The following is a 15,210-nucleotide window of genomic DNA, read 5'->3' on the forward strand; positions in this document are numbered from 1 at the left end:
CCCCGAAAGTTGGACACTTTTAGTCTAATTTGAAGGGTGCTTTTCTATGGCTAAATATTCTCAAGAATTTAAACTTGAGGTTGTCCAGTACTACTTATCCGGTTTTGGAAAGGCTGCTACAGGTCAAAAATTTAGTGTTGACCATATGGATGTTCAGAAATGGGTTACAGCTTTTGAACAATATGGTATTTCAGGTTTAAGTGTAAAAACCACTAAATCCCACTATTCTCAAGAATTTAAATTTCAAGTTGTACAAAGCCTTTTAAATGAAGGACTTTCAGCTAAAGAGGCTTCACAACGGTTTCATATCAGAGAAAAAGCAACCATTCTGCAATGGTTAAATCTATATCATGAATATGGTATAGATGGCTTAAAAGCCAAACCTAAAGGACGAGCCAAACAGATGCCAAAGCCGCAAAGAACCAGAACTCAATATTCTCAAGCAGATCGCGATAAAACACAGGAACAGTTGCTTGAAGAACTTGCATATCTACGAGCTGAGGTTGCACTTTTAAAAAAGCGGAGAGCCTTAAGACTGGAACAAGAAGCAAAAGAAGCAGCCGAACAGCAGCGTTTGCAGAACTTATATCAGGATTAAGGCAAGATCATGAGCTAAAGCATTTATTGCATGCAGCTCAAATGGCCCGAAGCACCTATTTTTATCATGAACAGCAACGCAAACTTGAAGATAAATATAGTGATCTTAAACAACAAATAAAGGCGATTTATCATCAACATAAGGGACGATATGGTTATCGTAGGATTACGCTTGCCTTAAGGAATATGGGACGAATCATCAACCATAAATGTGTTCAACGGCTGATGCAGTCTATGCAGCTTAAATCACGTATCAGGGTGATGAAATATCGCTCTTACAAAGGGCAAGTGAGTAAGATTGTAGACAATGTATTACAACGTCAATTTAAAGCGGATCAACCAAATCTGAAGTGGGCTACGGATGTGACAGAATTTAATGTACGTGGTGAAAAATTGTATTTATCTCCAGTCATAGACTTATTCAATGGAGAAATCATTGCATTTCAAACCCAGCGCAGACCACATTATGCTCTAGTCAAAAACATGCTAGACACTGCGTTAGGTAAGCTCAAGCCCGATGACAAGCCTCTTTTACATTCAGACCAAGGTTGGCAATACCAAATGCGTCATTATCAGCAACAATTGAAACAGCATGGTTTAACACAAAGTATGTCACGTAAAGGAAACTGCTTGGATAATGCAGTGATGGAAAGCTTCTTTGGCATACTTAAATCTGAATGTTTCTATGGAGAGAAATTTAATTCAGTTGATGAACTAGAACAGACAGTGAAAGAATATATACACTATTATAACCATGAAAGAATCAAGGTTAAATTAAAAGGACTGAGTCCTGTACAGTACAGAACCCAGTCCTTAAAAGCGACTTAATCAAACCGTCCAACTTATTGGGGTCAGATCACAATAGTTGGCGGTTTTTTATATGACACGTCCTTGTGCCTCTATCATTGTTTACACAACGTTTCCGTAAAAGATTCTAAATTAATAAGTATTATTAACAGCTCCTAAAAAGAGCATGAAATAGCAGATCAGATAATACGAATGACAATATAGATAATTAAATCTTAATTCATTGAAATATATTAATAATTTAAAAAAATAGGTTTAGCAGAAATATTTACTTTCAAACAAATAACAAATTTCATAAACTCCAAACCAGACACTTTTATCATCATCTAAAATAAATCATCATATACAATTCAATTCATTGATTTCTAAACTTAAAAATATAAATCACATCAGCATAATCAACGATTAAAGCAAAGGCTTAACGAGAAATACAAAAGAAAAATCTACCAATAAACAATAAAATTCAATAGCCTACTTAATATTAATTCATATTTAACAATTAACTGCAAAGCATCACATAGATTGACAAAATAATTGAAAAGAATAACATTAAAAATGATTAATGCGACACAAATCACAATATACGCAATCACTAAATAATCGAATCACAACAACACAACTTTAAAAATATAGGTAAAATTATGCTATTCAAAAGTCTTCTTTCACCCATAAAAAGTATTACCTCAAGCCTAATTGACAGTAATACCTCATCAGCTAGTACTTCTGCCCTAGCGCCTCTTTCACTTTCAACAATTACAAATATTATTTCCCCAACTACAGTTACAAATACAATTAGCAGTATTACTAATGATATCGATAACAATCCTTTAAACACCGTAACAAGCATTGTGGGTGGTAGTAGTGGTGGCTTATTGAGTCCCATCACTGGCATTATTGGTGGTATCAGCAGCGGTGGTGACGGCGGTTTATTAAGTCCAATCACAGGTATTATTGGCGGTATCAGCGGCGGTGGTGACGGCGGTTTATTAAGTCCAATCACAGGTATTATTGGCGGTATCAGCGGCGGTGGTGACGGCGGTTTATTAAGTCCAATCACTGGAATTATTGGTGGTATCGGTGGTGGTGATCTTGGTAACAACCCTGTTACTGGCGTGATTCAAACTGGTATCGATATCCTTCAAGGCGTGGAAAGCCTAAAAACCGACCTTATCAATACAGGTATCAATACTGTTGCAGATACAATTCTTGGTGTATTCCCTCAAGCTGAACATCCTGTCAGCGATCTTGCAAATCTCGGCACTCTCACTTTCGAAACTTCTCGTGATACCGTCAACGGTACACTTGAAGCGATTTCTGATCTAGCTGGTGCTGACTTTGATGGGGCCCTAGGCAATGCAACGGGTGTAATTGGTACGCTTATCAACAATGGTTCAACTGCTGCAGGCATTATCCAGCATGTCATCGGTGAAGATATTCTCGGTGGCGGCATCATTGGTGGTATTGGTGGCGGTGACGGCGGTTTACTAAGCCCAATCACTGGCATTATTGGTGGTATCGGTGGCATTGGCGGTGACGGTAGTCCGCTTGACCTCATCACTGGCATTATTGGCGGTATCGGTGGCATTGGCGGTGACGGTAGTCCGCTTGACCTCATCACTGGCATTATTGGCGGTATCGGTGGTATTGGCGGCGATGGTAGTCCGCTTGACCTCATCACTGGCATCATTGGCGGTATCGGTGGCATTGGCGGTGATGGTAGCCCGCTTGATCTGATCACTGGCATCATTGGCGGTATCGGTGGCATTGGCGGTGACGGTAGTCCGCTTGACCTCATCACTGGCATCATTGGCGGTATCGGTGGCATTGGCGGTGATGGTAGCCCGCTTGATCTGATCACTGGCATCATTGGCGGTATCGGTGGCATTGGCGGTGATGGTAGTCCGCTTGATCTGATCACTGGCATCATTGGCGGTATCGGTGGCATTGGCGGTGATGGTAGCCCACTTGATCTGATCACTGGCATTATTGGTGGTATCGGTGGTGGTGATCTTGGTAACAACCCTGTTACTGGAGTGATTCAAACTGGTATCGATATTCTTCAAGGCGTGGAAAGCCTAAAAACCGACCTTATCAATACAGGTATCAATACTGTTGCAGATACAATTCTTGGTGTATTCCCTCAAGCTGAACATCCTGTCAGCGATCTTGCAAATCTTGGCACTCTCACTTTCGAAACTTCTCGTGATACCGTCAACGGTACACTTGAAGCAATTTCTGATCTAGCTGGTGCTAACTTTGGTGGGGCCCTAGGCAATGCAACGGGTGTAATTGGCACGCTTATCAACAATGGTTCAACTGCTGCAGGCATTATCCAGCATGTCATCGGTGAAGATATTCTCGGTGGCGGCATCATTGGTGGTATTGGTGGCGGTGACGGCGGTTTACTAAGCCCAATCACTGGCATTATTGGTGGCATTGGCGGTGACGGTAGTCCGCTTGACCTGATCACTGGCATCATTGGCGGTATCGGTGGCATTGGCGGCGATGGTAGTCCGCTTGACCTCATCACTGGCATCATTGGTGGTATCGGCGGCATTGGCAGTGACGGTAGTCCGCTTGACCTCATCACTGGCATCATTGGTGGTATCGGTGGCATTGGCGGTGACGGTAGTCCGCTTGACCTCATTACTGGTATCATTGGCGGTGACGGTAGTCCTCTTGATCTGATCACTGGCATCATTGGTGGTATCGGTGGTATTGGCGGTGACGGTAGTCCTCTTGATCTGATCACTGGCATCATTGGTGGTATCGGCGGTGGTGATGGCGGTAGCCCTCTGGATATCTTGACAGGCATCATTGGTGGCATCGGTGGTGGTGATCTTGGTAACAATCCAATCACTGGTGTAATTCAAACTGGCATCGATATTCTTCAAGGCGTTGAGAGTCTAAAAACTGATCTCATCAATACAGGTATCAATACCGTGGCTGATGCAATCATTGGCGTATTCCCTCAAGCTGAACATCCTGTTAGCGATCTTGCAAATCTCGGCACTCTCACTTTCGAAACTTCTCGTGATACCGTCAACGGTACACTTGAAGCGATTTCTGATCTAGCTGGTGCTAACTTTGGTGGGGCCCTAGGCAATGCAACGGGTGTAATTGGCACGCTTATCAACAATGGTTCAACTGCTGCAGGCATTATCCAGCATGTCATCGGTGAAGATATTCTCGGTGGCGGCATCATTGGTGGTATTGGTGGCGGTGACGGCGGTTTACTAAGCCCAATCACTGGCATTATTGGTGGTATCGGTGGCATTGGCGGTGACGGTAGTCCGCTTGACCTGATCACTGGCATCATTGGCGGTATCGGTGGCATTGGCGGTGATGGTAGTCCTCTTGACCTCATCACTGGCATCATTGGCGGTATCGGTGGCATTGGCGGTGATGGTAGTCCGCTTGACCTCATCACTGGCATCATTGGTGGTATCGGTGGCATTGGCGGTGATGGTAGTCCTCTTGATCTGATCACTGGCATTATTGGCGGTATCGGTGGCATTGGCGGCGATGGTAGTCCGCTTGACCTCATCACTGGCATCATTGACGGTATCGGTGGCATTGGCGGTGACGGTAGTCCGCTTGACCTCATCACTGGCATCATTGGTGGTATCGGCGGTGGTGATCTTGGTAACAATCCAATCACTGGTGTAATTCAAACAGGTATCGATATTCTTCAAGGCGTTGAGAGTCTAAAAACTGATCTCATCAATACAGGTATCAATACCGTGGCTGATGCAATCATTGGCGTATTCCCTCAAGCTGAACATCCTGTTAGCGATCTTGCAAATCTTGGCACTCTCACTTTCGAAACTTCTCGTGATACCGTCAACGGTACACTTGAAGCGATTTCTGATCTAGCTGGTGCTGACTTTGGTGGGGCTCTAGGCAATGCAACAGGTGTAATTGGTACCCTTATCAACAATGGTTCAACTGCTGCCGATATCATTCAACATATCGTGGGTGATGATCTTCTTGGCGGAGGCATCCTCGGAAGCATCGGTGGTGGAATTGGCGGTGATGGCGGTTTATTAAGTCCAATCACAGGTATCCTTGGTGGTGATATTCTTGGCAACCTTGGTGGCCTATTATCAATCAATGTTGGCGATAACTGTGGTTGCACCAGCTCAAATGGCGGTGTAGATAGTATTTTAGACTCTGTTCTAGGTGCTGCGTCTTCATCTCAAATCTTGTCGGCGAGTGGATCAACAACCAACTTCACAGACAATCTATCGATTCCAAGCTTGAACTTATCTGAACAATTATTTGAAAGCACAAATCTGTTCTAATTAATCCTCTCGCAGGATAAAAAACCGCTGACAATCGTCAGCGGTTTTTTTGAAGCTGAATAATCTATTTTAAATACAATCCCTTCCCTTACTCACACTTACATCTCTTTAATAATAAAACTTTATATCTAATCACAATTTAATTAAGACCAAAGTCTAATTGCATACACTTCAAAAACAATATAATCAACAAGATGCATAATCAAATTAAATACCCTAAACACACCCATAATCAAATTAAATGCCCTAAACAATTTAAATACCATAAAATCAGCATTGAATAAGTTCACAGGCCATGCCTCGTGCATTAATCTATTCTTTAGCGAAGGATTGCTTAAACACTTAAAGTACGAAACCTACGTTTAAGTGTTTAATTATGAAAATACAGCTTAAGGCTTATGCTTAATTAGTTTATATCTCTATTTTTAAGACATATATTTCACTAAGATGCATGGCCTATTTTATATTTTGTTTATTTAAATGAAATGACGGTTGCTTATTCATAATTTTAAATTGTTAGGATGACATAAATGAAAGTTAATTTTTTAATTGCCAGCATATTAACGGTTATTACCAGTTCAGCAATCGCTGCTCCAAAGATTTATGGTGAGATTGACGCAAGTCTCGACTATTTACCTGAAAACAATGCAGCCAAATCTGATCGCGATGTATGGAAGGTCAACAGCAACAGCTCATTTCTCGGCATTAAAGGTGAAGAAAAACTAACAGAGCGCCTAAGCGCTATTTACCAAATCGAATGGTCATTTAATGCTGACGGCGATGGCACCGATTGGTCACAACGAGATCGCTTTGTAGGATTAAAAGATCAAAAATTAGGGACTCTAAAGATCGGTAAAAACAACTCACCATTAAAAAAATTATCGACTGCAGTTGATAGCTTTAATAACTATGTTCGCAATACTGCAGACATTACCAGCATCATGCCTGGTGAAAACCGCATTAATAACTCCGTTGTATATGATTCACCTAAATTCTCGATCGGAGAACAAGGAAATCTTGAATTTAGTGCACTGTTGGCAACAGGCGAAGCACAAGGTATCCGGAACAATCAGGGTGGCGTAACTGTTGATGGTGGTGGCTTAGGTGATGCTTGGTCAACTTCGCTTACGTATTCAGATCCAATATTTCTTGCCGCAATTGCTTATGACAAAGCCATTCCAAGCAATCTCCTTGGTCAAGGCTTTCTTAACGCATCAGACACTCATATCGATATCGACAAAGTTTTTGCTGCCGCCAATACACTACGATTAACTGCACGCATTAAACCAATCGAAACACTTTCACTCAAAGCATTAATTCAAAAATCTGAAATAGAGGAAGCAAAAGGCAATCCAGCAAGCGCAGCTAACATTGACGATTCGGTTGGCTGGTTAATTGGTGCAGAGTATCGAATACCAAACCATGATAAATGGAACATAAAGGCGCAATACAGCCAAAATACAACAAGCTTTAAGAACAATGACGCAGACTATGATGCACAGCAAATCATGGCAGGTGTCGATTATGCATTTAACAAACAAGTTAGAGCTTATGGTTACACAGGTTATGCAACATTTAAACAAGCGGATGCGAAAGACAAACAACCTGTCGTCGGAACGGGGCTTGAGTTTAAGTTTTAAACACATCTAATCCCGATAAAATATCTTAAGCCAGAATGATTAATATTCTGGCTTTTTTACAAGCCATATTTAGAATAAAAAACTTAAATAAACAATTAAACCCCAGAGCAAAATTTCAAAAAACAAAATAAAAAGCAATTCAAACACCCCAGTAAGATAAATTAAAACACATAATTCGTGCTTTAAAAGTTAAATTTAAAACAACAACCCTTAATAAAATATTTTTTTATTTTATATAGTTAAACTCAAACATTTTTAAAATAAATTGAATGTAATTTGATATTTCTAAAATGAATCATCACAAGATATAAGTTGATGCTATGCTTTTTCTGTTTAATTTTATGATGAACACCCTGATTTAAAGTTATTAAAATGTGATAAAGAGCACCCCAGATTCCAAAAGAATAATGCTCAATTTTACGCATGTAACTTTATTTAATTATGGCAAAGAAGCCAATATAAATATGCACTATTATTGTGCGTATAAATATAATCGTTTATGGAGAAACATTTAAGATGTTAAGAGGAATTATATTAACCAGCACTTTAGTGACCTTAGGATTCGGTTTAACAGCATGTGGAAAAAATAAAGGTGAAGTTGGAGAACCCAAACGCCCAGAATGTATCGCCCCAGCAAAACCAGGCGGTGGTTTCGATCTCACATGTAAACTGGCACAAAATGCTTTCAAAGAAACCAAACTCTTAAATTCTCCTATGCGTGTAACCTATATGCCCGGTGGTGTAGGCGCTGTAGCATACAATAAAATCGTTGCCAATGACCCTGCAAATGACAATGCAATTGTTGCATTCTCTACCGGCTCATTACTCAACCTTGCCCAAGGAAAATTTGGCCAATATACGGAAAAAGATGTTCGCTGGTTAGCAATCGTCGGTACAGATTATGGCGTGGTTGCGGTCAATGCAGAATCTCCATATAAAAATCTTAACGACTTAGTTGCTGCACTCAAGAAAAATCCGAAATCCGTGAGCTTCGGCGCAGGTGGTAGTGTGGGCGGTCAGGACTGGATGCAAACTGCGATGCTTGCAAAAGCTGCAGGTGTAAATCCTAAAGACATGACTTACATTGCCCTAGAAGGCGGCGGTGAGGCGGTAACATCTGTTCTGGGTAATCACATCCAAGTGGTCAGCGCTGGAATTGCTGAAGTCATCCCTCATATTAAATCAGGAAAAGTACGTGCTCTAGCCGTGTTTGCTCCTGAACGTCTACCAAATGAATTAGCAAACATTCCGACTGCAAAAGAACAAGGTTATGACATTCAATGGCCAGTTGTACGTGGATATTACGTTGGTCCAAAAGTCAGTGACGAAGCTTATCAATGGTGGAAAACTTCATTTGAAAAAATGATGCAAGATCCAAAATTTGAGCAATCACGTCAACAGTTTGAGCTACTCCCGCTCTCCATGACAGGTGAAGAATTAGATCAGTTTGTAATCCAACAAACCAATCAATTAAGAGCGTTATCTAAAGAGTTCGACCTCGTTACAAAATAGCACTTAAAACCCAGAAAACATTTCAACCGCTGATCTTTCATAGAATGAAACTCAGGGTTGAAGTGTTCCTGAATTTTAATGAAAAAGGAATGATCTATGTCCGCAGAAAGGATTTTTTCAGGGACCTTAGGACTCGTCAGTCTTGGCCTACTCTACTTGGCTTGGGGCTATGTCGCACCCATTGCATATGACCCGTTAGGACCACGTCCTTATCCCGTACTCCTGTTATTACTTTTAATTTCATGTTGTTTATATCTTACCTTTAGACCTCAAAAACTCGCTGAATTTATTGATCTGGGATACACCCCATCCGTCTTAAAAAAAATCGGTTTGTTGATGCTGTTTATGCTGATTTATGCCGTTACTTTTGAGTTCTTAGGTTTCCCTATTGCAACAGCCATCATGTTTTTCCTTGTCGGCACCCTCTTCGGAGGAAGTTTAAAAGCATCACTAATCACAGGCATTGTTTTTGGCTGCCTCTTATATGGATTATTTGACTACATATTAGATGTACCACTGCCATTAGGATTTTTTAGTTAATCAAGGAAGAATTAATGGACGTTTTTGAATATTTAATGTACGGCTTTCAAGTCGCATTAACCCCACAAAACCTATTCATTGCACTGATTGGTGCATTCATTGGTACGATTGTCGGCTTATTGCCTGGTCTCGGTCCAATTAACGGTGTTGCATTACTCCTTCCTTTTGCTTATGCCTTAGGACTCCCCCCTGAGAGTGCATTAATCTTACTGGCAGCCGTTTATCTCGGATGTGAATATGGTGGACGAATTTCCGCCATTCTAATCAATGTCCCCGGAGATGCAGCAGCAATTATGTCCACCATGGACGGTTACCCACTTGCTAAACAAGGAAAAGCAGGGATTGCGCTGTCACTCTCGGCGATGAGCTCATTTATTGGCAGTTTAATTGCAATTATCGGGATCGTATTATTTGCTCCCCTTTTAGCAAAATGGGCAATTGTTTTCGGACCAGCTGAATATTTCGTTTTAATGGTATTTGCTCTGACCTGTTTAAGTGGCCTCGTGGGTGATCAACCGATTAAAACAGCCGTAGCAGCCTTGATCGGATTACTGTTTGCTACCGTTGGTGTCGATGCAGTGACAGGTGTCTATCGCTTTACATTTGACTCAGTAAACCTCAGTGATGGCGTTCAGTTCACTACCATCGTGATCGGTTTTTTCAGTATCAGTGAAATTCTGATTATGTTAGAAAAAACAGCGATTGGACAGAAAGCACTTGGACAAGGTAAACGCAGTCTTTTCAACCTAAAAGAATTTTTATTCACCCTAAAAACCACGATTCGTAGTTCGCTACTGGGCTTCATTGTCGGCATTTTACCGGGCGCAGGCGCAACAATTGCCAGCGCAATGTCTTATACCAGTGAACGAAAACTTGCGGGAAAAGATGGAAAATTTGGTGACGGCGATTTACGTGGTATTGCAGCACCTGAAGCAGCCAACAATGCTTCGGCATGTGGTTCATTTATTCCAATGTTAACTCTAGGTGTACCTGGTTCAGGTACCACAGCCGTGATGTTAGGTGCTTTAACGCTTTACAATATCACCCCAGGCCCACAGTTATTCACTGAACAACCAACGATTGTTTGGGGACTAATTGCATCATTATTCATTGCCAGTATTTTATTATTGATCATGAATATTTCATTGGTACGTTTCTTTGCCAAGTTGTTGAGCGTTCCAAACTTTATTCTTCTTCCTGCAATCGCAGCAGTCAGCTTCGTTGGTGTGTATGCAATACATAGCACAGTATTCGACTTGGTTCTGATGGTTGGATTGGGTATTTTTGGTTATATTTTACGTAAACTCAACTTCCCATTATCCGCCCTGATCTTAGGCTTTGTATTAGGTGAGCTTATGGAATCAAGCTTACGTCGTGCACTATCTATTTCTCAAGGTGAATTGTCAATCTTGTTCGATGGCTACATCACCAAAGTATTATGGATTTTAGCAGGTATCATGATCGTACTTCCTTTGATCCGCTGGTTACGTAACCGTCACAGAGCGATTTAAATAATGTTGACCGATAGAGAATAAAATCTATCGGTCATTTATCTTTTATTTATGCGATTTGATTTATGCAATTGTATCTAAAGTATGCTTTGAGTCTAAGCCTTGCATTTTTAGGTGCACTTGTTGCACAGTGGCTACACTTACCTATTCCATGGCTGCTCGGGCCATTATTCATCACCGCTCTTCTTAAAATAAATCACGCTCCCATCGAATGTCATAATTCTGCACGCAGTATTGGACTATCCATCATTGGACTCACGCTCGGTTTATATTTCACACCAGAGATGATTCACCTAATCGCATCACATTGGCTGGTATTACTGATCGGCCTGTTGTTTGCATTATTACTCGGTGCAATCGGTGCCTTTATATTGCAACGCTGGGCAAAAGTCGACTTTAAAACCGCATGGTTTGCTTCTGCAACTGGTGGGGCAAATGAGATGTCTCATCTCGCAGAACACTATCAGGCACGCGTTGATCAAGTTGCATCAGCTCATACATTACGCGTATTAATGGTGGTGGTGATTGTGCCTTTCTTTTACCAATTTATGGGCTGGCATGGTTTTGATACGGATCAAATCGCAAAACATCTCGAAGTGAACTGGTTTGGTTTTTTCGGCTTGGTCTTGATCTCTTATATTGCCAGTCGTATTTTTATTCAGTTTAAACTCCCTAATCCATGGACCTTTGGTGCATTATTGGTTGCTATCTTCTTTACAGCACAAGATATTCATCTATCCGCAATTCCGACACCGATTATTCATCTAGGGCAAGTCTTACTCGGCTGGTCATTAGGTAATAAATTTAAACCTGGATTTTTTAAAACCGCCCCGCGTTATTTAAGCATTGTGGCACTTTGTAATCTAGGCGCATTACTCTTAACTGGGCTGCTAGCTTATACACTGATGCAATGGACGGATCTTCCTATCGCCACCCTTGGTTTAGGACTTGCGCCCGGTGGTGTCGCTGAAATGACGATCACAGCCAAGGTTCTGCAACTCGGTGTTCCAATCGTGACTGCATTTCATGTGGTTCGTATGGTAGGTGTCTTGGGAACAGTCGGATATTTATATCTTTTCTTCGATAAAATACTGCAAAAGAAAATTCAGACACAAAAAAACCGCAATTAAGCGGTTTATTTCATTAAGTTGGTGCGCTCAGAGAGATTCGAACTCCCGACCCCTTAGTTCGTAGCCAAGTGCTCTATCCAGCTGAGCTATGAGCGCATTACTTATGTGCCTATGCAGGCGTGTGTTACTTTTAAATCTTTACTTGGTGCGCTCAGAGAGATTCGAACTCCCGACCCCTTAGTTCGTAGCCAAGTGCTCTATCCAGCTGAGCTATGAGCGCCTTAAGTAAAGTGGCGGTGAGAGAGGGATTCGAACCCTCGATACAGTTACCCGTATGCATCCTTAGCAGGGATGTGGTTTCAGCCACTCACCCATCTCACCGTAACACGAGCGCAATAATACAAACTAAATCCCCATTACACAAGGGAAGAACCCTATTTTTTCTGTTTTTTTAAATCAATCAAATATTTTTTAAACAATTTTGGTATTTTTTCAGCATTTTTTTGCTTTTCACTTGTTAATATAGGCATCTCTTTTATACAGATCCATGACATAAACACAATCTTGCAATCTTTGACGTGCAGTCTAAGTTTGAATGTCTTATGCTAAAGTGATCTGCCAGATGTGAAATGAAACGATATGACTACAAATTGGGTTGATCCCGAAGCAAAAGCAGAAGCTGAACGTTACGATAATCCTATTCCGAGCCGAACTCTTATTCTTACTACATTAGAACAATTAAAAACTGCGCAATCTCACGCAGAACTCGTTGAGCATTTTAATATTCAAGACCAAAAAAGTATTGATGCCTTGAACCATCGTTTAAGTGCGATGGTTCGCGATGGTCAACTGATGAAGGATGGTTTTAAATATCAGCCCGCAACAGATGCGCCTAGCTACGAAGCAACGGTTTATATCAATAGTAAAGGTTTAGGTACTGCAAATATCGCAGGACAAGATGATGTCCTCTTACCTGAACGTGAGTTGCGTCTCGTATTTAATGGTGACCGCGTTAAAGTACGTCAGACTTCAGTTGATCGCAAAGGTAAAGCTTGGGGCTTCATTACTGAAGTGGTACAGCGCCGCGTGAAACAAATCATTGGTAAAGTTGCTGAACATCAAGGTGAATACTTTATTCAACCAAGTAATCCAAATCAGCATCAACCGATTACACTAGAAAAAGAACTGATTGAACATGCCAATGCCAAAGTGGGTGATATGTTACGTGTTGCGATTGATGATTATCCGACTCGTGAAGAACTTGCAACTGGTCACGTGGTTCAATCCATGGCAGACAAAGCGGATACTGAAATTATTATCCCGCAAACAATTTTAGAATTTGGTTTGCCTTATGAATTTCCAGAAGCAGTGATTAAAGAAGCTGAAAGCTTTAAAGAACCTTCTGCACAAGACATAAAAAATCGCGTTGATTTACGAGATCTGCCACTCGTCACTATTGATGGTGAAGATGCACGCGACTTTGATGATGCAGTGTATGCAGAGAAGCGCCCAGGAGGCGGTTACCGTGTTGTGGTGGCAATCGCAGATGTAAGCCATTATGTTCGTTTAGAGTCGCCTTTAAACGAAGAAGCGGAAGATCGTGGCACATCGGTTTATTTCCCACACTTCGTCCTGCCAATGTTACCAGAAGCCTTGTCGAATGGATTGTGTTCTCTAAATCCGCATGTAGACCGTTTATGTATGGTTTGTGATTTAAAACTATCACGTGCAGGTAAAGTGACAGGTTATGAGTTCTATCCTGCGGTGATGCATTCCAAAGCACGTTTGACCTACACCCAAGTTGGTCAATATTTCGAAGGTGCAACAGATGCGATTCCTGAAGATAAAACCATTCATAAATCACTAAACACACTATTCCAACTCTATCAAACGCTTAAAGGCCTACGAGCTGAACGTCATGCAATGGAATTTGAAACCATTGAAACCTACATGACCTTTGACGAGTTAGGTGGAATCAAAGAAATTTTGCCACGTACGCGTAATGATGCGCATAAACTCATTGAAGAATGTATGTTGCTCGCCAACGTTGCCGCTGCAGAATATTGCTTAGAACACGATATTCCGATGTTGTATCGTGTACATGAAGCACCAGAGTTTTCACGTATTCAAAAAGTTCGTGATTTTGTGAAGTTGCTTGGTTTACCGTTCCCTGAACAGCCAACACAAGCGGATTATCAACGTGTTATTGAAGCAACTAAAGATCGTTTAGATGCACCAAGTATTCATGCCGTTTTGTTACGCTCGATGATGCAAGCTTATTATGGTGCGAAGAACTCAGGACACTACGGTCTTGCTTATGAGGCGTATACGCACTTCACTTCGCCAATTCGTCGTTATCCTGACTTGCTCTTACACCGTGCGATCAAGGCTTATTTACAACAAAAACCTTATCCATTGTCAGGCGCTGCGCTCGATGATGCAGGTGAGCATTTCTCACAAACTGAGCGTCGTGCTGACGAAGCTTCACGCAGTGTAACCACATGGCTGAAATGTCACTACATGCAACAACATCTAGGCGATGAATTCGTTGGGGTGATCAGTGCCGTGACTGAGTTTGGTCTATTTGTTACCCTTAAATATCTCTATGTCGATGGCATGATTCATGTGAGTCAATTAGGTGAAGACTTCTTCCTCTATGATCAAGCCAGCCAAAGTTTGATCGGACAGAACCGTGGACAATCGTTTAGCCTCGGTGATGAAGTCAAGATTCAGGTTGCAGGCGTGAATCTAGAGGAACGTAAAATCGACTTCCAATTGGTACAACAGTTGACTCATTTGGGTCGTGTAATTCGCCAAAAAGCACCTCGTACTGCGAGTCCTTCTAGCTCGAATCGTGCTTCAACAACTGAAGAAGTATTCGGCAAAGCACCTTCATCGACGAAAGCTAAAGTCAGTGAAGACGGCGAAAAACCTGTACGCAAGAAAAAAGATAAGAACAAACCAAGTTCTTATAGCAAAAAGCCAGCTAAAAAGGCTTCGACTAAGCCTGATACGAAAGAAAAGGCCAAAAAGAAAGTGAAAAAGAAAAAGTCGAATGCGAAAGCAAAGGCTGAATAATTGATAAAAGATAAGGGAGCTTCGGCTCTCTTATTTTTTCGATTTGAAGCATGTGCTCGCTATCTATACCAATAAACAAAATTGAATTAACAACAAAACAATCATCTAATAAATCATGAATCAACCTTGATTTCCGTGCTTGTAAGCCTTA

The 15,210-nt window shown here is 41.4% G+C and carries 8 protein-coding genes and 3 tRNA genes; 8 read left to right on the top strand and 3 right to left on the bottom strand.

Annotated elements, in window-relative coordinates; genetic code table 11:
* Window positions 1-46 precede the first annotated feature (46 nt).
* From AAC851_RS06945 to AAC851_RS06975, 7 genes are all read left to right on the top strand, one after another.
* Window positions 47-1,425 (top strand): IS3 family transposase gene (locus AAC851_RS06945; protein ID WP_340600307.1). Its coding sequence is split into 2 segments (ribosomal slippage): window positions 47-574 and window positions 577-1,425, totalling 1,377 coding nucleotides; the frame shifts between segments, so codons are not numbered across the junction.
* Window positions 1,426-2,045: 620 nt separating this feature from the next.
* Entirely contained in the window at window positions 2,046-5,708 is a 3,663-nt protein-coding gene (locus AAC851_RS06950; RefSeq protein ID WP_445290550.1) for a beta strand repeat-containing protein, read from the top strand.
* 530 nt (window positions 5,709-6,238) lie between these two features.
* A complete protein-coding gene (locus AAC851_RS06955; protein WP_004640990.1) occupies window positions 6,239-7,348 on the top strand; it encodes a porin in 1,110 nt (369 codons plus the stop codon).
* A gap of 516 nt (window positions 7,349-7,864) precedes the next feature.
* A complete protein-coding gene (locus AAC851_RS06960; RefSeq protein ID WP_005086808.1) occupies window positions 7,865-8,860 on the top strand; it encodes a tripartite tricarboxylate transporter substrate binding protein in 996 nt (331 codons plus the stop codon).
* A gap of 96 nt (window positions 8,861-8,956) precedes the next feature.
* Window positions 8,957-9,400: a tripartite tricarboxylate transporter TctB family protein gene (locus AAC851_RS06965; RefSeq protein ID WP_017395342.1), complete on the top strand. Its 444-nt coding sequence runs from the start codon at window positions 8,957-8,959 to the stop codon at window positions 9,398-9,400.
* Window positions 9,401-9,414: 14 nt separating this feature from the next.
* Window positions 9,415-10,911 (top strand): tripartite tricarboxylate transporter permease, encoded by a 1,497-nt coding sequence (locus AAC851_RS06970; protein WP_005086812.1) that lies wholly within the window; start codon window positions 9,415-9,417, stop codon window positions 10,909-10,911.
* A gap of 65 nt (window positions 10,912-10,976) precedes the next feature.
* Entirely contained in the window at window positions 10,977-12,041 is a 1,065-nt protein-coding gene (locus AAC851_RS06975; RefSeq protein WP_340600675.1) for an AbrB family transcriptional regulator, read from the top strand.
* Between the two features lie 19 nt (window positions 12,042-12,060).
* Here the strand turns inward: AAC851_RS06975 and AAC851_RS06980 are convergent.
* The 3 genes from AAC851_RS06980 to AAC851_RS06990 all read right to left on the bottom strand — a co-directional run bounded on the left by AAC851_RS06980 (window position 12,061) and on the right by AAC851_RS06990 (window position 12,362).
* Window positions 12,061-12,137: transfer RNA gene (locus AAC851_RS06980), tRNA-Arg, on the bottom strand.
* Window positions 12,138-12,184: 47 nt separating this feature from the next.
* Window positions 12,185-12,261 (bottom strand) — tRNA-Arg (locus AAC851_RS06985).
* An 11-nt stretch (window positions 12,262-12,272) separates the two neighbouring features.
* Window positions 12,273-12,362: transfer RNA gene (locus tag AAC851_RS06990), tRNA-Ser, on the bottom strand.
* A gap of 258 nt (window positions 12,363-12,620) precedes the next feature.
* On the opposite strand from AAC851_RS06990, the gene rnr reads away from it, so the two are divergent.
* Window positions 12,621-15,059 carry a ribonuclease R gene (gene rnr, locus AAC851_RS06995; RefSeq protein ID WP_340600676.1) on the top strand — a complete coding sequence of 813 codons (2,439 nt, stop codon included), beginning with the start codon at window positions 12,621-12,623 and terminating at the stop codon, window positions 15,057-15,059.
* Window positions 15,060-15,210 lie beyond the last annotated feature (151 nt).

The sequence above is a fragment of the Acinetobacter sp. HZNU-JH01 genome, assembly GCF_037996845.1.
Classification (GTDB): domain Bacteria; phylum Pseudomonadota; class Gammaproteobacteria; order Pseudomonadales; family Moraxellaceae; genus Acinetobacter; species Acinetobacter haemolyticus.